Origin of the sequence: Citricoccus muralis, from assembly GCF_003386075.1 — a bacterium.
GTDB lineage: Bacteria > Actinomycetota > Actinomycetes > Actinomycetales > Micrococcaceae > Citricoccus > Citricoccus muralis.
The window spans coordinates 2,623,134-2,639,514 of record NZ_QREH01000001.1 but is presented as its reverse complement, the minus strand read 5'-3'; the positions used below and the strand labels follow the sequence as shown (position 1 = coordinate 2,639,514).

Here is a 16,381-nt window from a genome sequence, read left to right as displayed (position 1 = left end):
TGCGTGACCGGCGGGGGGACGGTCCCGCAGGTGTCGCGAATCTGCAAGCCCCGGGGTGGAAACCGGGCCTACGGTGAGGCCATGAATGAACAGGACATGCCCCGGCTCGGGGTCACTGGAGAGCATACGACTGCCGGCGTGCCGGCGGGATACACGAGTTTGACTCCGTTCCTGGCGGTGGCCGGGGTGAAGGAGGCCGTCGAGTTCTACCGTGAGGTCTTCGGCGCCCGCGTTCTGGGCGTCACCGAGATGGGCGGCGTGGTGGTGCATGCGGAGCTGGACTTCGGCCAGGGCCGGTTGCAGCTGGGTGAGCCCCACCCGGACTACGGCATGGTGCCCGCCCCGGCAGGCGACGAGGACTGCTACTCGATGGGGCTGTACTGCGCGGACGTGGACGGGCTGGTGGCCCGGGCAGAGCGGGCGGGGGCGACCATCCGTGAGCCGCTGAGCACGTTCGTCTCCGGGGATCGTTTCGCCTCCGTCCGTGATCCCTTCGGCATCAGGTGGTCGCTGATGTCCCGCGTGGAGGACCTGACCGAGGCGGAGAGCGGGCGGCGGGTCGCTGAGTGGGCGGCTGCGCAGGGCTGACGCCGGCCGGCGCGTGATCCGTAGCTCTCGTGGTGCAGCCTGTCACTCCGAGCGGGGGACGGTGGGCAGGTCCCGGACAGCCGGACCCTCCAGCAGGGCCCCGTCGGCGCTGAATCGGGAGCCGTGCAGCGGGCAGTCCCAGGAGCATTCCGCATCATTCCACCGCAGGACACCGCCCAGGTGCGGGCACACCACCGAGACCTTTCTGGTGGTGCCGTCTACGGTGGACACCCCCACGGGAGTGGCTCCCTGACGGCCGACGATCCCCTCGCCCTCGGCCGGAGGGTCATCCGGCAGCGTGTGCAGTTCGGCTGAGGCCCAGCTGGTGGCTGCCTCCTTGCCGACGGCCACGGTGTCCTTCAGGCCAGTCAGCAGGTCGGAGGGCGTGGTGAGGCGCCGTCCGAGGGTGGCGGCCCAGGGGATCTGGCCGCCGAGCAGCTCCGCGGTGATGGACAGCGCCGCCGCCACGGCGTTGGTCATGCCCCACTTGTTGTAGCCGGTGGCCAGGTAGATCCCACCACCTCCGCGGGGCAGCGTCCCAACGAAGGGAATGAGGTTGGCTGAGCGGTAGTCCTGGGCGGACCACGAGTGGGTGCGCTGGGCTCCGGGGAAGTGCTCCGCGGTCCAGGCCTCGAGGTCGTCCACTGCGGCCTGCGGAGATTCCTGTCGGCCGACCACGTGGCCATTGCCGCCCACCAGCAGCAGCTCCTCGTCGCCGAGGGGCGCGGTGCGCAGTGAGCGGGAGGGGGCGTCCGCGCTGAGGTACATCCCCTGCGGCAAGCTCCCTGGTGATCCGGGGATGCGATAGGCCTGAGCATAGGACCGCTGGGGCAAGAGCTTGGCGAAATAACCGCCGCGGTCCAGGACCGGTGCGCCGGTGGCGAGCACGAGGTGGTCGGCCTGCACCTCTCCGTGGGTCGTCTTGACGGTGAGCGGGGAACCGATTCCCGCCCCGGTGACGCGGACACCCTGGATCAGGGTCCCGCCGTGCTCGCGAAGTTCGGTGGCCAGGGCGTCCAGGACCTCCATCGGATGGATCTGGGCCTGGTCCTCGAGGACGATCGAGCCGGTGACGGGGAACGGAAGCTCGGTCTCGTCCGTCCACGTGACGGACAGGCCGGCGGTCTCGGCGGCCCGCTGTTCCCGCCGCAGGGCCTCAGCCCCCTGAGGGCTGGTGGCGTAGGTGCAGGCCCGGCGCCTCTGAAACGGGACGCCGCGCTCCTCGAGATAGCGCAGCAGCCACGACTGGCCCTCGCGGTTGCCTTCCACGTAGGCACGCAGGACCTGGTCCGACTGGTGCCGGCTGATCTGCGAGAGTGTGGTGCCCTGCAACAGGGACAGCTTGGCCGTGGTGTTTCCGGTGGCTGCCGCGCCAACGGAGCGGGCCTCCAGCACGGCGACCCGCTGGCCCGCACGGGCCAACAGCACCGCCGTGGTCAGACCGGTCAGACCGGCACCGGCCACCACCGTGTCATAGTCGGTCCCCGAGACGAACTGTTCGGTCCCGCCAGCGGGGACGGGGTGGGTGTCCAGCCATAGTGAATGCACGCTGCTCGCCTCTCTGCTCCAGTTCTCGGTACGCTACGGCGACGAGTCCGGATAGTCGCGGACGGCCGACGCCACGGTGCCAGCATGCCGGGGCCAGACCGGACTTGGCGAGGGTCGCTACGCGGCGGCCTTGATGCCCGCCCGCGACCTGATGCTCGTCCGAGACCCTGGTGCCCGCACGCCCGCCACCGTCCGGTCGGCCGGCCTACGCGAGCAGGTCGGCGAACCGTCCAATGGCCTCGAGCCCGGTGACCTCACCGGACAGCAGGGGCAGCTCCACCAGGGGGACCTCCGGCAGCCCGGCCTCGAGCACCCGCAGGTGACCGCCCTCAGCTTCATGCCGGCGTGCCAGGAACTCGCCGGCGTCCTGTGGTGAGCGCCGGTTCACCACCAGTGCCGCCGGGTCCAATCCGGTGGTCCGCAGTTGGCCGTGGAGGGCGAGCGTCTCCTGCACGGGCATGCGCTCGGCGGTCAGCACCATGACGAAGGCCGTGGTGGCGGCATCGGCCAGCCGCCGCCGCATGTCTCCGAAGAGCTGTTGACGCCGCTCCAACACCCGACGGATCTCACCATCGCGCACCTCCTGGGCGCTGTGTTCGCGGCCGCCGCGGCGCCGGCCCTCCAGGCCTTGCAGGGCATCCGAGAAACGCTCGGTCTTCTCCCGCCGGCTCAGCAGCCCGTCCGTCCAGGCGGACATGAGTGTGGGCAATTCCAGGAGTCGGGCGGTGTGGCCGGTGGGAGCGGTGTCCAGGACCACCACGTCGAACCGCTCCGACGCCTCCAGCACCGTGGTGGACATCTTCTCCAGCAGCGCCGCCTCCTGCGTGCCCGGCGACTGCCGCGCGAGCTCGAAGTAGCGATCCACTTCCCGGTGCAGGTGTTCCGGCATCAGGCCCTTCACCGTGCGACCCACCGCCGCCAAGTGCTCTTGTGCCACGCGGTCGGGGTCCAGTTCCGTGCCACTCACCAGTCCGGTCCCCGCGCCCTTCCACAGCGTCACCTCGCCGTCACCGACGGGCCGCTCCCAGAGGTGGCCGAGGTTGTGCGCCGGGTCGGTGGAGACCACCAGGACCCGCTGACCGGCTCGGGCCAGGGCGAGGGCGGTGGCCGAGGACAGGGTGGTCTTGCCGACGCCGCCCTTGCCCCCGAAGAACACCACCCGGCGGCCGCGGAGAATCTCCATCAGAGTCATCATCCGGCGCCCTTTCGTGTTCGGCCCGGCCGGCCACGGCCCCGGGTCAGCAACAGGAGAGTGAATCGAGGGGGGACCGCTCCATGCCCATCCGGCGGTGCCACTCGTGGAAGCGCTCGTATACCACCGGAAGCAGCTCGACCGTGTAGTAGGAGGCCGGGTTCGGCACGCCCAGCGCGTCCGAGAAGACCATCATCATGAACAGGTCCTCCTCGTCCCGCCGGGCCCGCGCGAACGTCGACCGGTAGGGGCCCGCGTAGTAGTCCTGCAGGCCGCGCCCGACGCCGGCCAGTCGCCGGCGCCAGCCCGGCACCCCGGTCTCGGTCACAGTTTCGAGCTGGAGGGGTCCAGCTCGTCGTCCTCGGCCTCGGCGAACTCCACCGGCGGATCACGACGGGCGCGGTTCATCGCCGCCACGGACTCGACGATGACCCACAGGGCGCAGATCAGGATAATCACGTCCAGCACGAGCAGCAGCCAGTTCTGCGTGCTGAAGAACGTCCCGAGCTGGATGATCAGCGCGTACACACTGACGATCGCCACGAAGACCAGCGGGATGAGCACCGGCCACACCGGGCGGCGCAGCTGGATGAGCATGACCGCGATGATGGCCAGGGTCAGGGCCGCCAGCAGTTGGTTGGTGGTGCCGAACAGCGGCCAGATGACCATGCCGCCCGAACCGTCCGCGCCGGCCCCGAAGGACAGGCCCATGGTGACGGCCAGCACGACGAGCGTGGAGACCCAGATGTTCAGCTTGACGCCCATGATCTCGCCGATCTCCGTGACCACGAACCGCTGCAGGCGCACGCCAGTGTCCATGGTGGTGGCCGCGAAGAGCACCGCCATGGTGGCCAGGATGGTGGCGGACAGTGACGTGGGGATGCCCAGCCCGGCATTGAGGAGGCCGCCGCCGGCGTTCACGAAGGCCTCCACGCCGCCGTCGTTGAAGGCCGCATAGACCTCTTCCCACTGGGCCAGGGTCTGGAACCCGGCCGTGGTGGCGATGATGGTGCCCAGGGCGAGCAGTCCCTCCCCGACGGCTCCGAAGTAGCCGACGAAGCGGGCATCGGTCTCCTTGTCCAGCTGTTTGGCGCTGGTGCCGGAGGCGACGATCCCGTGGAATCCGGAGATCGCGCCGCAGGCGATGGTCACGAACAGCAGCGGGAAGATCCCGGGGGTCCCCTCCGGGACGTTCTGGTTGAAGGCGGGCGCCACCACGGTGGGGGAGGAGATGGCGATGGCGAGGTAGAGGATCCCGAGGCCGATGAACAGCTGCAAGCCGTTGATGTAGTCGCGTGGCTGCAACAGCATCCACACCGGCAGCAGGGAGGCCACCCCGGCGTAGAGGAACAGCACCACGATCCAGAACGCGTTGGCGCTCAAGCCGAGGATGGTCTCCGGCAGCACGATCGGGAACATGTCGCCCAGGATCATCAGGCCGTAGAGGGACACCACGCCCACGATCGAGACGATCGGCAGGCTCCACTTCAGCCGGTAGATCGCCTGGCCGATCAACAGGGCCACCACGATCGCGCCCCAGGTGGGAATCACCGCCGTGGGGGTGGAGACCAGCAGGTTGGAGATCACCACGGCGAAGGCCGCGTTGACCATGAGGAGCAGCAGGAAGATGACGATCAGGAACAGATTGCGTCCATGACGGCCGATGTACCGGCCAGACAGGGTGCCCACGGACTGCGCCTTGTTGCGGTTCGAGGCCCACATCGCCCCAAGGTCGTGCATGCCCGCGAAGAAGACGGTCCCGATCGTGACCCACAGGAAGGCCGGGGCCCAGCCCCAGATCACGGCGACGGCGGGTCCGACGATGGGTGCGGCGCCGGCGACCGAGGTGAAGTGGTGGCCCCAGAGCACGAACTTGTTGGTGGGGACGTAGTCCACCCCGTCCTCGAAGCGGTGCGCGGGGGTGGTGTAGTCCGGGTCCAACCGGTACACCTTCTTGGAGAGGTACTTTGAGTAGAGGAAGTAGCCGAGCAGGATCATGGCGACCCCGACCACGGCGAGCACAAGGGAGTTCATAGTGGCCTCATCTGCGGTGTCGGTGCGAGTGACATGGTGCGTTGCCGCACATCCTGCCATCAGGACCCACCTGGACGGAACCGTTCCGGCCATGTCGGGCGATGTCTGACGAGACCAGGCTGGAGGAATTCTCCCCCGCCGCCGCAACGGACCGGCTGGTCAGCCGTCTGATCCCACCAGGGCCGCGGCCGGCGTCGTGAGCTCCGCGCTGTCCTGCCCGCCGGGGCGGGCGCCCTTCACGGCGAAGCGTTCGCGGAGCAGCGGCATGACGAGGAGGCCGAAGCGTTCGGCCTCCTCGGCGTGCGGGTAGCCGGACAGGCAGAAGCTCGAGCAGCCGGCATCCACGAATTCGGTGATCTTGTCCGCCACCTGTTCCGGGTTGCCGACGATCGCGATGCCCGCGCCGTGGCGCACGGTGGCGATGCCGCTCCACAGGTGCTCGTCCACCAGATGGCCCTCGGCCTGGGCGAGCTCCTTCATGCGGTCGTTGGCCTTCGACTCGCTCCAACGCCCCTGGACCGACTCCCGGTGCTCCGCGCTGGCAGCCGAGATCAGGTCCTCGGCGGCGGTCCAGGCCTGTTCCTCGGTCTCGCGGACGATCACCTGCAGGCGCATCCCGAACTCCAAGGTGCGGCCCTTCTGGGCGGCGCGGGCGGTCATATCCAGGACGTTCTTCGCGATGTTGGCCGGGGTGTCGCCCCAGAACAGGTGCACGTCGGCATGGCTGGCGCACAGCTGACGAGCCGCCTCGGACATCCCGCCGAGGTAGAGCGGCGGATGCGGCGCCTGGAGCGGCCGGGGCTGGACATGGACGCCGCGGGCAGTGAAGTACCGTCCGTCCACGTCGAACGGCTCCTCCCGGGTCCAGGCGTCCTTGAGGATCTCGACCGTCTCCGTCAAGACGTCATAGCGCTCGTCATGGTCATAGAACAGCCCATCCGCGGCCATCTCGGCGGAGTCGCCACCGGTGATGAGGTTGACGCGCAGTCGGCCGCCGGAGAGCTGGTCGAAGGTGGAGAGCATCTTGGCCATGACGGGAGGGGCGATGAACCCGGCCCGGGCCGCCACGAGCATGTCGATCTTCTGCGTCCGCGCCGACACCATGGCACAGGAGATGTGCGCCTCGTAGCACTCGGGCATCACGGGGACGAGGAGGTAGGTGAAGCCGGCGTCCTCGGCGGTCTGCGCGATGTGGGTGAAGAGATCCAGGCTGGGCGGCGTGGAGGCGGTGGGGTCCCCGATCCGCGAGGTGTCTCCCATCGTCGGGATGAACCAGCCGAGGTCGATCTCTGTGCCCATGCCTCGTGCACCCTTCTGTCTGCAATCTGTGGCCCGGCACGCAGCAGCGGTGATACCGGGGCCGTCCTCCGTGACTTCCACGATGGTGGTCCGTCCCGACGAAGACAAGGGACATCTGAGTGTCATCGGCGTGAACATCTTCCGGGGAGTTCCGGGAAGACGCCGGCTACTCCGGGTCGGTCACGTCCGCGAGCCTCGCGCTGAGCGCCTCGACCAGCCGGTCGGCGTCGACCGTCACGGCAGCGCCCGGAGCCCCCGCTCCGATGGAGACCTGCACCCCCGAGAGGGCGACGTCGGCGATGACGGGCCAGGCCGTCGTCGCGCCGAAGGGCGTGATGGAACCGCGCGGGTATCCGGTGATCTCCAGGGCCTCGGCTGCGGAGGGCATGGACAGGCGGTTCACGCCCAACAGTGCCCGCAGTTTGGGCCACGAGATGCTGCGGCCCCCCGGCACGAGGACGAACAGGAAGTCATTCTCGCCGCGGCGCACCACCAGCGACTTGATCAGCCGGCCCGGATCGACCCCGCGGGCCTCAGCCGCCTCGGCCAGGGAGGAGACCGGGCCGTGCTGCGTCAGGGTGTACTCCAGGCCGGAATCCACGATGGCTTGAAGGCCCGCAGGTTGGCTGGATGCAGGTTGGTCGGAATCCGGCTGGCGGGAGTGGGGCTGGTTGTTCACGGCGCCAGCGTAGCGGTTCGAGGCCCGGCGAAGATCCGCCGGCTCTCTGGTTCGAGGTTGATCAAGGTCGAGGTTGCTCGACGCAGCGCCTCGCCGCAGGCAGGATGGGACCATGCCCTCCACACCCCCGCCTCCGGTGCCCGGGGACGACCGGGATTGGACGTTCGTCATCACCGACGGTTGCCCGGACTGCGGTTTCCAGCCGCTCCCGCCGGCCGAGCTGGCCGATGTGTTCGTGAAGCGGTCGACGCGTTGGCGGGACGTCCTCTCCCGGACCGACGCGGCGCAGCGGCCCGCCCCCACCGTGTGGTCCCGGCTGGAGTACGCCGGCCATGTCCGGGACATGCTGGCGGTGCTCCAGGAACGGGTGGAGGCCATGCTGGGGCAGGAGGGACCGGTGTTCGCCGACTGGGACGGTGACGCGAAGGCCGTGGAACTGGAGTATTGGAACGAGGACCCCCAGCAGACCCTGGCGGAGCTGCAGCGGTCCGCTGCGCAGGTGGGTCGGCTACTGCACGGCGTGACCGCCCTTGGCTGGGAACGCTCCGGACGGCGCTCGGACGGTATGTCCTTCACCGTGGCCACCATGAGTCAGTACATCGCGCACGAGATGGAACACCACCTGCACGACGTCGGCGCCTGAGTCAGATCTGGACCGAGCGGGTCCGGCGGCCGGCGATGAGGGCATCGAGGCTGAGGCGGCCCGCGGACGCAGTCAGACCCGCTCAGACGCGGTCGATGATCTCGGTGGCTCCGGAGTGCTCGGCGCAGTGCGCACAGCAGTACATGATGCCGGAGACCTCGGCGCCGTGCCCGAGGATGCGGCATCCGCAGTGGGCGCACGCCGGTGCCATGGTGTGAATGGCGCATTCGAAGCTGTCGAAGGTGCCCTGCCGTTCGCCCATGGTGACGGTGAACGCCTTGTCGTAGTCGTTGCCGCAGGTGTCGCAGACGGCCATGATGACCCCTTTCATCGGGTGGAGTCGGGTGGAGGTGTGCGGTCTGTCCAGCGTAGGAGCGCCCGACGCCGGCCGTACAGGTCTCCAGACCGGTGCGGTCCGGTCCGGTGCGGTCCGGTGCGGTCCGGCGTAGGCCGGCGGGGTGTTCCGGGCCGGTTCGCCCGGCTCAAGCCCGCCCGACTGACGCTCACCCGGATTCGCCAGGCGCGAAGGAATACCTCTATGTGCTCGGAATGGGTTGGCAGCACTCCGCCAGTCCGACAGGGTGGGGGTATGGCTACTTACACCACGACGAATCCGACCACCGGAGCGATCGAACGAGAGTTCCCGAAACTGGACGAGGCTGGGGTGCAGGACGTGCTGCACCGCTCCGACGCCGCCTTCCCCGGCTGGCGCTCGACCGCGGTCCGGGCGCGTGCCGAGATCCTGACCAGGGTGGCCGACGCCTACGCGGACCGTAAGGAGGAGCTGGGCCGGCTCATCGCCACCGAGATGGGCAAGCCGCTGCGGGAGGCCATCGGTGAAGCCGAGTTGGCCGGTGAGATCTACCGCTGGTACGCGGAGCACGGGCCGGACCTGCTGGAGCCGGAGGCACTGGACCCTCAGGGTGCCGAGGAATCGCTGGTCACCACGGAGCCGGTCGGGCCACTGGTGGGCGTGATGCCGTGGAACTATCCCTACTACCAGGTGGCCCGGTTCGCCGCGCCGAACCTGATGGCGGGCAACACGGTCATCCTGAAGCATGCCGAGATCTGTGCCGCCTCCGCCCAGGTCATGGAGGAGATCCTCCATGCCGCCGGCGTGCCCGAGGACGTGTACATCAACGTCTTCGCCGGTCACGAACAGATCGCCACCATGATCGCCGACCCCCGCGTCCGCGGGGTGTCCCTGACGGGCAGCGAGCGGGCCGGCGCCACCGTGGCAGAAACGGCCGGAAAGAACCTCAAGAAGGCCGTGCTGGAGCTCGGCGGATCGGACGCCTTCATTCTGCTGGAGGATGCCGACGTCGGCAGGGTGGCCCGCACCGCGGCCAAGGCCCGGCTCTCCAACGCCGGGCAGGCGTGCAACTCTCCGAAGCGGATGATCGTGCTGAACTCCCAGCTCGAGGACTTCGTGGCCACCGTGACCTCGGTCTTCGCCGAGGCGACCATCGGTGACCCCCTGGAGAAGGGGGTCAAGGTCGGCCCGCTGTCCTCGGTGAAGGCACGGGACACCGTGGTGGACCAGGTCAAGCGGGCCGTGGAGCAGGGTGCCACCCTGCACACCGGCGGTGATGCCCTCGAGGGTGACGGCGCCTTCATGCGCCCAGCGGTGCTGACCGGGATCACCCCGGAGATGGACGCCTACTCCGAGGAGATCTTCGGCCCGGTGGCCATGGTCTATGGCGTCGACTCCGAGGAGGAGGCCGTCCAGTTGGCCAATGACGTGGGCTTCGGTCTCAGCGGATCGGTGTGGGGCAACGACGTCGGCCGGGCCCAGGTGGTCGCCGACCGGCTGGCCGTGGGCATGGCCTACGTCAACGAGCACGGCACCACCCTGCCCGGCCTGCCCTTCGGTGGCGTGAAGCGCTCCGGCTTCGGCCGCGAGCTCGGGCGCTGGGGCATGGGCGAGTTCGTCAACACCCGGTTGCGCCGCACGGCGAAGGCCTGACCTGGGAGTGGACGCCTGGCTCGCCGACCGCCAGCTACTCCGCTGGGTGGCGGACCGCCCGCGCCGACATGACCGCGGCGCCGAGGGCCTGAACCCGGGACCGGAGTTCCCGGTCGGCGGTGGCCACCACCACGGGCCGGGCGGGGGCTTCGGCCAGGAGCCGCCGGACGGTGTCCACGATCTCGTCGTCCCCTTCGCCGGCCGCGTCCACCACCTCCACGCCGTCGGCGGAGTCGAGGCCGCGGGCCTGTCCCTCGGCGACCAGGACGATGTGGGGACTCACGCGCGGGCCGTTCGGGCCGGCGTAGGGCCATGCCAGACCTTCACGTGCCAGGACCGCGAGGTGGTTGCGAAGCGTGAGTGTGGCGCCCTTCCGATCGGTCCACCAGCCGTCCGGACGGGAGCCGACGACGTTGGCGGCATCGACCACGAGGGCCGGGGGCTGGGAGGTGGTTGGCTCGGCACGTTCCATGGAGTCGATTCTCTCGTGGCGGGCGAACGCGTTCCAGTTTCGGCCGTGGGTAGGCTCGGGACCAGAGCGCCACCACGGCCCTCCGGGGGTCGGCCGGCCGTGCACCGGGCGCGCAGCGCCAACAACCGTTGAACAGGTGAACAAGGGAGTGTCATGAGTTTTCTGGATCCGTCAGTGTGGGGTGGGAAGGTCTATACCGATGGTTGGACCGAGGGTTCGGCCGGGACCGTCGACATCCTGGAGCCGGCCACCGGCTCGGTGTTGGGCCAGGCCGGCATGGCGTCGGCCGACGACGTGTTCGCGGCGGCCACCCGGGCCGCGAAGGCCCAGAAGCAGTGGGCGGCGAAGCGACCCGAAGAGCGTGCGGCCGTGTTGCGCCGGGCCGGCCAGGTGTTCGAGGACCACGTGGACGAGCTGAACTCCTGGATCCAGCGGGAGACCGGAGCCATTGCTGGCAAGGCCGCGATGGAGACCCACGTGGCGGCCAACGAGTGCTTTGACTCCGCTGCGCTGCCGCATCACCCGGCCGGGGAGGTGCTCACCTCGGATGAGCCCCACTGGTCCTTTGCGCGCCGGGTGCCGGCTGGCGTCGTCGCTGTGATCTCACCGTTCAATTTCCCGCTGATCCTCTCGATCCGTTCGGTGGCCCCGGCTCTGGCGCTGGGCAACGCGGTGATCCTGAAGCCGGATCCGCGGACCCCGGTCTCCGGTGGCGTGATGATCATGCGGGCCTTCGAGGAGGCCGGGCTGCCGGCTGGCGTGCTGCAGCTGTTGCCCGGCGGGGCGGAGACCGGCGCCGCGCTGTCCGAGGCGCCGGAGGTGCGGATCGTGTCCTTCACCGGCTCGACGGCGGCCGGCCGGAAGGTCGGGGAGGCCTGCGGGCGCAACCTCAAGCGAGCCCACCTGGAACTGGGCGGCAACAACGCCCTCGTGGTGTTGCCGGGGGCTGATGTGGCCGCCGCGGCCTCGGCCGGGGCGTTCGGTGCCTTCATGCATCAAGGGCAAGTCTGCATGACCAGTGGCCGGCATCTGGTGCACGAGTCGATCAAGGACGAGTACATCAGTGCGCTGCGCGAGAAGGCCGAGCATCTGCCGGTGGGTGACCCCACCGGCCAGGTGGCCCTGGGGCCGATCATCGATGAGAAACAGCGGGACAACATCGACCGGATCGTCCGTGGCGCCAAGGATGCCGGGGCGACCATCGAGGCCGGGGGCACCTACGAGAACCTGTTCTACGCCCCGACGGTGATCTCCGGGATCGGCCAGGACAATCCGGCCTGGGCCGAGGAGATCTTCGGGCCGGTGGCCCCGGTGATGTCCTTCGCCACCGTGGACGAGGCTGCGGAGATCATCAACGCCAACGAATACGGCCTCTCGCTCGGCATCCTCGGAGACGTGGGCGAGGCGATGAAGCTGGCCGACCTCGTGGACGCCGGCAAGGTCCACATCAACGAGCAGACCGTGGCCGACGAGTCCAATGCCCCCATGGGCGGGGTCAAGGCCTCCGGCACCGGGGCCCGGTTCGGCGGCTACACCGCGAACATCGAGGCGTTCACCGAGGTGCAGTGGGTGACGATGCGCCCGGACATCGCCCCCTACCCCTTCTAAGCTAAGTCCGCACCGCGATGGACGGCGGCCTCACACGAGCAGTGTGGGGCCGCCGTCGCCGTGAACGCGGTCATGCAGGCGTTCCATCCGCCGGTCGAGGTCCAGGGCGGACTGGGCCGCCTCCTTCAGTTCACCCGCGACGTCGGCCGGCACCTCGCCGTCGTACTTGTACTTGATCTTGTGGTCCAGGGACGCCCAGAAGTCCATGGCGATGGTGCGGAACTGGATCTCCACCGGGATCCGGACCATCCCGGTGGAGAGGTACACCGGGACGCGGACCGTGGCATGCAGGGAGGTGTATCCGTTGGTCTTCGGATGGGCGATGTAGTCCTTCACCTGCACCAACTCCACGTCGGGACGGTCCGTGAACAACTCGAAGAGCCGGTAGACGTCCCGCCGGAAACTGCAGGTGACCCGGGTCCCGGCGATGTCCGTGATCTCCTGCCGCCACACGTCCAGGTCCAGTGGCAATCCGCGGCGTTTGGCCTTGGCGACGAGTGAGTCCAGGGACTTCATGCGGGTGGCGAGATGCTCGATCGGGTTGTAGTCATGCAAGTGCAGGAACTCGTCCTGCAGGATCCGCAGTTTCGTCTCCACCTCGCGCATGGCGAAGTCGTATTCGAGGGTCAGCTGCTGGAACTCGCCGCCGATGGCCGAGAGGCGCTGCGCGAGGTCCGGGGACAGAGCGGCCAGACCCAACCCTGTCTCCGGTCCGCCTGGCCCGCGCCGTTCGAGATCGGTGGTGTGCGCCGGTCGTCGCGGGGAATCATCCATGGGTCCATTGTTGCTCCGTGGCCTGTCAGGACGCCGAGGCGAGGCTGGACACCGGCTGTGACGGGTTGGTTCGAACCGGTGGCTCACTCGCTTTCGGCGGTTGCCCGATGCTTGGCCTTCCTTGTTTTCTTCTGCGGTACCTCCAACGTGGGTATGGCGCGAAGCATGTATTGGTCGAATTGCGGCACGGTGTAGGCGGCGTAGCCGTGTTCCGGGGTGTAGAGCAATCCCATGGAAATGAGCTCGGCCCGGGTGGGCGCTTGATTCTGGGATGTACGGCCCATGCGTTCTGCCACATCGTTGGCCTTCTGTGGTTCGGGGCCGAGGTCCGCCATGGCGCGCAGATAAGACCGCTGGAGTTCGGTGCAGCGGTCTAGGCGGACCTGAAAGAAGGACTGGTCTAGTTTGCCGGTGTATCCCGGCACGGCCAACTCGATGTCCTCGACGGTAATCGTGTTGTTGGCGGCAATCGTCCAAACGGCGTACCCGAGTTCCTGGATAAAGTATGGATAGCCTGCAGTGATGTCAAAGGCCAACGCCAGGGCATCCTCATGGAATCGAACACCCTCTGACGTAGCCGGTTTGGAGAGCGCCTTGGCCGCATCGTCCTTGTCGAGATTTCCGATGCGCGGAAACTTGAACAGGCGTTCGGCGTAGGATTTTGCGTCTCCAGCGAACCCGGCGATCTGGGGGAGACCAGCACCGACCATGGTGATGGGCAGTTTGTACTGGGCGGTTTTATGCAAGGCCGTAATGACCCCACCGAGTTGGTCCTTGCTCAGGAACTGGACTTCGTCGAGAAGGATGACGACGCCCGTTTCTTTTTCTTTGGCTACATTGCCGACGGCAATGAAGAGGTCCACGAGGTCTTGGGTCAGGTTGCCATGGTCCGCATAGCCCTCGAGGGACTTGACATCCATCCCAAAGGTGACCGAGCCCTCGGGGCTCGCGGTCACGGAGAATGACTTCACGACTGAAGCGGCATGCTTGAATCCCTCGCTCCATTTCGCCTTGGGGGACATCTGGAGCAGGGCACTGTGGAATCTGGAACCGAGGTCCCTCCTGAAGCCAGACGTATCGTTCTTCTCGGCCTCCATGTCCATGACAGTCCAGGTGTTCTCCATGGCCTTCTGCCTGAACTGCTGGAGCAGAACGGTTTTTCCCACGCCTCGCAGCCCCGTGACGATCATCGACTGTTCTGTCCGGCCGCGTTCGAGACGTGCCAAGAGCACATCGAAGGATTCAAGTTGGTCTTCACGACCGACAACGGCCTCGGGTTCGGCGCCTGCATTGGGCGTATAGGGATTGGTTCGTGGATCCACCCGACCACCTTAGCAAGGTTAGGTAGGTTTAGTGGTTCTCTATAAAGTGGACTAAACCTCATAAGAAGGAGGTCCCGCGAGGTGAGCATTTCCGGAGAGGACAACACCGTCCCGCCGGACCTACCGTGAAGGCACGCAGCGAGAACGTGCACTCACCGGTCTGTCCCACTGAAGGAAATTGTGATGACCACCACCGACCTCTCCCACTACGATCCGGCCCCGGCCACACCCCGCGTGGTGGACCTGCCGACCTGGCAGGCCGAGCTCGATGCGCTGCGCCGCCGCGAGAAGGCCGCTACCCGCGAACTCGACGCCATCGCCGCGCAGCGCCGCCAGCTGCCGATGGTGAAGATGCCCGACTACACGCTGGAGGGGGCCTTCGGGCCGATCCGGCTCGTGGACCTCTTCGGGGGCAAGCACCAGCTGATCGTCTACAGCCACATGTGGCACGACGGCGCCGAGTACCAGTGCGGCGGCTGCACCTTCTTCTCCTCACAGTTCCCCCGCCTGGAGTTCCTGGAGAACTACGACGCGCGCTTCGTGGTCGTCACCCAGGGGCCGATCGACGAGGCTCTGGCCTACCGCAGTCGCGTCGGGAACCGGATGAGCTGGTACTCCACGGCGGACAGCACCTTCGGGGCCGACGTCGGCGCCCCACCACATGCCGGATACGCCTTCAACGTGTTCCTGCGTGACGGCGAGGACGTCTACCGGACGTGGCACACCGACGGCCGCGGCCTCGAGACGGTGTCCCACGTCTTCGGGCTAATGGACGTGCTGCCCTACGGCCGCCAGGAGGCCTGGCAGCAGTCCCCGGAGGGGTGGCCGGGCGGGGAGGCGTGCCACGGCTGGCCCGAGCCCCAGGACGTGGCCGGTTGGTACGGAAACTCCGTGGGCGCCTAAGACGCGTCGAGGACGCAGAACTCGTTTCCTGAGGGGTCGGCCCACGTTGACCACGGCCACTCCGGGTTGTTGACGAGCAGCCGCGCTCCCGCAGCCTGAATCCGGTCGGTGACGGCGCCGTCGTCGGGCCCGGGACGGACATCCACGTGGAGCCGGTTCTTCCCGCGCTTCGGACCGGATTCACGGAGGAACTCCAGGACGGGACCGGTGCCGGAGGGGTGGCGCAGGGAGGCCGGTGCCTCCCCCTCCACTCGGACCCAATCGGTGGCCACCGCCCACAAGTCCGCATCCCGCTCGGGATCGGCACTCTCCAGGGCCAGGGCGGCGATCGGGCCGCTGTCGCGGTACGCCGGCCGCTCATCCATGACGCAGAAGGTATTGCCCTCCGGGTCCGCCAGGACCACCCAGGGGACGTCTCCCTGACCGATGTCCGCTGGTGTGGCGCCCAGGCCGAGCAGTCGTTCGACCACATCCTGTTGCCGCCCTCGGTCCCCGCCGGTCAGATCCGGGTGCAGCCGGGATTTCGCCGGCGAAGGGTCCGTGACGCGCTCGAAGCACAGGTCGAGGAAGCGGCCCTCCGCCAGGGGCAACCGGACTTCCACCCCCGCCTCGTCGTCCGTGAGGGGCTCTGCCCCCAGGGCGGCCGCCCAGAAGTCCGCCAGCCGGCGCGGATCACGGGCATCGAAGTTCAGGTTCTCCAGGCGCATCCCTCCCGTGTACCAAGGCCGTCGCCAGCACGGCAAGGGCCTGACGCCAGGTCGGGCCGGCTCACGGTGAAGCGGCGGGCGCCGGTCGGCGAACTCTGGAACCGCGGGCCGGGCGGGGCTTAACCTCGGCTCGGGCGTGCGCGTCCGAAGTGCATCATCACGTGCACCATGCCGCCCGGATCAGAGGATTGAGCACGATGAAATACATGCTGATCATGCGGGCCACCGACGCGGCGGTGGAGGCCTCCAAGAGTATGCCGGTGGAGGAGATGCTCAACCAGATGGGCTCCTACAACGAGGAACTGATGGCTGCCGGAGTGATGGCGGGCGGCGAGGGGCTGGCCTACCCGGAGGACCGGGCCAACTTCGTGCTCGACTTCGCCCAGGACCCGCCGACCGTCTCGGACGCCCCCTACGGCGAGACCGAGGCCCTGTTCAACGGGTTCTGGATGCTCGAGGTCCCCACCAAGGAGGACGCGGTGACGTGGGCCAGCAAGTGCCCACTGGGGCCCGGGTCCAAGCTGGAGGTCCGGCGCGTGCAGACGGAGGAGGACTTCGCCGACTTCGCGGACAACGAGTACATCCAGAAGGAGGCGGGCTGGCGTGAAGGAGTGAACCGAGCGGCAGGCGGGAACCCGTAGGCCCA

17 protein-coding genes are annotated in these 16,381 nt (G+C 68.2%); 6 read left to right on the top strand and 11 right to left on the bottom strand.

Features of this window, described 5'->3' with window-relative positions:
* Positions 1-81 precede the first annotated feature (81 nt).
* Positions 82-588, top strand: a complete 507-nt coding sequence (locus C8E99_RS11705) for a VOC family protein (RefSeq protein ID WP_115932438.1) — start codon at positions 82-84, stop codon at positions 586-588.
* 42 nt (positions 589-630) lie between these two features.
* Here the strand turns inward: C8E99_RS11705 and C8E99_RS11700 are convergent, their stop codons facing one another.
* From C8E99_RS11700 to C8E99_RS11675, 6 genes are all read right to left on the bottom strand, one after another.
* The gene (locus tag C8E99_RS11700) at positions 631-2,136 is read right to left on the bottom strand and encodes an FAD-dependent oxidoreductase (protein WP_115932437.1); all 1,506 of its coding nucleotides are present in this window, start codon (positions 2,134-2,136) and stop codon (positions 631-633) included.
* A gap of 205 nt (positions 2,137-2,341) precedes the next feature.
* A complete protein-coding gene (locus C8E99_RS11695; protein WP_115932436.1) occupies positions 2,342-3,319 on the bottom strand; it encodes an ArsA family ATPase in 978 nt (325 codons plus the stop codon).
* A gap of 55 nt (positions 3,320-3,374) precedes the next feature.
* On the bottom strand, positions 3,375-3,656 hold the full coding sequence (locus C8E99_RS11690) for a cory-CC-star protein (protein WP_245952296.1): 282 nt from the start codon (positions 3,654-3,656) through the stop codon (positions 3,375-3,377).
* A complete protein-coding gene (locus C8E99_RS11685; RefSeq protein ID WP_115932435.1) occupies positions 3,653-5,362 on the bottom strand; it encodes a carbon starvation CstA family protein in 1,710 nt (569 codons plus the stop codon). Before C8E99_RS11685 ends, C8E99_RS11690 begins: the two co-directional genes overlap by 4 nt.
* Positions 5,363-5,521: 159 nt before the next feature.
* Positions 5,522-6,661 (bottom strand): LLM class flavin-dependent oxidoreductase, encoded by a 1,140-nt coding sequence (locus C8E99_RS11680; protein ID WP_115932434.1) that lies wholly within the window; start codon positions 6,659-6,661, stop codon positions 5,522-5,524.
* A 166-nt stretch (positions 6,662-6,827) separates the two neighbouring features.
* The gene (locus tag C8E99_RS11675) at positions 6,828-7,340 is read right to left on the bottom strand and encodes an aminoacyl-tRNA deacylase (protein ID WP_245952294.1); all 513 of its coding nucleotides are present in this window, start codon (positions 7,338-7,340) and stop codon (positions 6,828-6,830) included.
* 112 nt (positions 7,341-7,452) lie between these two features.
* Between C8E99_RS11675 and C8E99_RS11670 the strand changes: the two genes are divergently transcribed.
* Positions 7,453-7,983 (top strand): DinB family protein, encoded by a 531-nt coding sequence (locus C8E99_RS11670; protein WP_115932432.1) that lies wholly within the window; start codon positions 7,453-7,455, stop codon positions 7,981-7,983.
* An 82-nt stretch (positions 7,984-8,065) separates the two neighbouring features.
* On the opposite strand, the gene C8E99_RS11665 is transcribed toward C8E99_RS11670, so the two are convergent.
* Positions 8,066-8,299, bottom strand: a complete 234-nt coding sequence (locus C8E99_RS11665) for a hypothetical protein (protein WP_115933440.1) — start codon at positions 8,297-8,299, stop codon at positions 8,066-8,068.
* A 273-nt stretch (positions 8,300-8,572) separates the two neighbouring features.
* Between C8E99_RS11665 and C8E99_RS11660 the strand changes: the two genes are divergently transcribed.
* Positions 8,573-9,949, top strand: a complete 1,377-nt coding sequence (locus C8E99_RS11660; protein ID WP_115932431.1) for an NAD-dependent succinate-semialdehyde dehydrogenase — start codon at positions 8,573-8,575, stop codon at positions 9,947-9,949.
* 34 nt (positions 9,950-9,983) lie between these two features.
* On the opposite strand, the gene C8E99_RS11655 is transcribed toward C8E99_RS11660, so the two are convergent.
* Complete coding sequence (locus C8E99_RS11655) at positions 9,984-10,421, bottom strand: NTP pyrophosphohydrolase (protein ID WP_115932430.1); 438 nt, start codon at positions 10,419-10,421, stop codon at positions 9,984-9,986.
* 153 nt (positions 10,422-10,574) lie between these two features.
* Here C8E99_RS11655 and C8E99_RS11650 point away from each other — a divergent pair, with 153 nt between their 5' ends.
* Positions 10,575-12,029 carry an aldehyde dehydrogenase family protein gene (locus tag C8E99_RS11650; protein ID WP_115932429.1) on the top strand — a complete coding sequence of 485 codons (1,455 nt, stop codon included), beginning with the start codon at positions 10,575-10,577 and terminating at the stop codon, positions 12,027-12,029.
* Positions 12,030-12,059: 30 nt separating this feature from the next.
* Here C8E99_RS11650 and C8E99_RS11645 read toward each other — a convergent pair whose 3' ends face one another.
* Both C8E99_RS11645 and C8E99_RS11640 read right to left on the bottom strand, forming a co-directional pair.
* Positions 12,060-12,803 carry a GTP pyrophosphokinase gene (locus C8E99_RS11645; protein ID WP_115932428.1) on the bottom strand — a complete coding sequence of 248 codons (744 nt, stop codon included), beginning with the start codon at positions 12,801-12,803 and terminating at the stop codon, positions 12,060-12,062.
* Positions 12,804-12,886: 83 nt separating this feature from the next.
* On the bottom strand, positions 12,887-14,125 hold the full coding sequence (locus tag C8E99_RS11640) for an ATP-binding protein (protein ID WP_115932427.1): 1,239 nt from the start codon (positions 14,123-14,125) through the stop codon (positions 12,887-12,889).
* Between the two features lie 183 nt (positions 14,126-14,308).
* On the opposite strand from C8E99_RS11640, the gene C8E99_RS11635 reads away from it, so the two are divergent.
* Positions 14,309-15,028: a DUF899 family protein gene (locus C8E99_RS11635; RefSeq protein WP_115932426.1), complete on the top strand. Its 720-nt coding sequence runs from the start codon at positions 14,309-14,311 to the stop codon at positions 15,026-15,028.
* On the opposite strand, the gene C8E99_RS11630 is transcribed toward C8E99_RS11635, so the two are convergent.
* Complete coding sequence (locus C8E99_RS11630; RefSeq protein WP_115932425.1) at positions 15,025-15,735, bottom strand: VOC family protein; 711 nt, start codon at positions 15,733-15,735, stop codon at positions 15,025-15,027. The genes C8E99_RS11635 and C8E99_RS11630 overlap by 4 nt on opposite strands.
* 197 nt (positions 15,736-15,932) lie before the next feature.
* On the opposite strand from C8E99_RS11630, the gene C8E99_RS11625 reads away from it, so the two are divergent.
* Positions 15,933-16,376 carry a YciI family protein gene (locus tag C8E99_RS11625; RefSeq protein ID WP_115932424.1) on the top strand — a complete coding sequence of 148 codons (444 nt, stop codon included), beginning with the start codon at positions 15,933-15,935 and terminating at the stop codon, positions 16,374-16,376.
* The last annotated feature ends 5 nt before the right edge of the window (positions 16,377-16,381 follow it).

Bases quoted from the DNA above. Each gene is read 5' to 3' on its own strand.
- C8E99_RS11705 (WP_115932438.1), top strand. From the start codon at position 82: ATGAATGAACAGGACATGCCCCGGCTCGGGGTCACTGGAGAGCATACG.
- C8E99_RS11695 (WP_115932436.1), bottom strand. From the start codon at position 3,319: ATGGAGATTCTCCGCGGCCGCCGGGTGGTGTTCTTCGGGGGCAAGGGC.
- C8E99_RS11685 (WP_115932435.1), bottom strand. From the start codon at position 5,362: ATGAACTCCCTTGTGCTCGCCGTGGTCGGGGTCGCCATGATCCTGCTC.
- C8E99_RS11680 (WP_115932434.1), bottom strand. From the start codon at position 6,661: ATGGGCACAGAGATCGACCTCGGCTGGTTCATCCCGACGATGGGAGAC.
- C8E99_RS11670 (WP_115932432.1), top strand. From the start codon at position 7,453: ATGCCCTCCACACCCCCGCCTCCGGTGCCCGGGGACGACCGGGATTGG.
- C8E99_RS11665 (WP_115933440.1), bottom strand. From the start codon at position 8,299: ATGGCCGTCTGCGACACCTGCGGCAACGACTACGACAAGGCGTTCACC.
- C8E99_RS11660 (WP_115932431.1), top strand. From the start codon at position 8,573: ATGGCTACTTACACCACGACGAATCCGACCACCGGAGCGATCGAACGA.
- C8E99_RS11655 (WP_115932430.1), bottom strand. From the start codon at position 10,421: ATGGAACGTGCCGAGCCAACCACCTCCCAGCCCCCGGCCCTCGTGGTC.
- C8E99_RS11650 (WP_115932429.1), top strand. From the start codon at position 10,575: ATGAGTTTTCTGGATCCGTCAGTGTGGGGTGGGAAGGTCTATACCGAT.
- C8E99_RS11645 (WP_115932428.1), bottom strand. From the start codon at position 12,803: ATGGATGATTCCCCGCGACGACCGGCGCACACCACCGATCTCGAACGG.
- C8E99_RS11635 (WP_115932426.1), top strand. From the start codon at position 14,309: ATGACCACCACCGACCTCTCCCACTACGATCCGGCCCCGGCCACACCC.
- C8E99_RS11630 (WP_115932425.1), bottom strand. From the start codon at position 15,735: ATGCGCCTGGAGAACCTGAACTTCGATGCCCGTGATCCGCGCCGGCTG.
- C8E99_RS11625 (WP_115932424.1), top strand. From the start codon at position 15,933: ATGAAATACATGCTGATCATGCGGGCCACCGACGCGGCGGTGGAGGCC.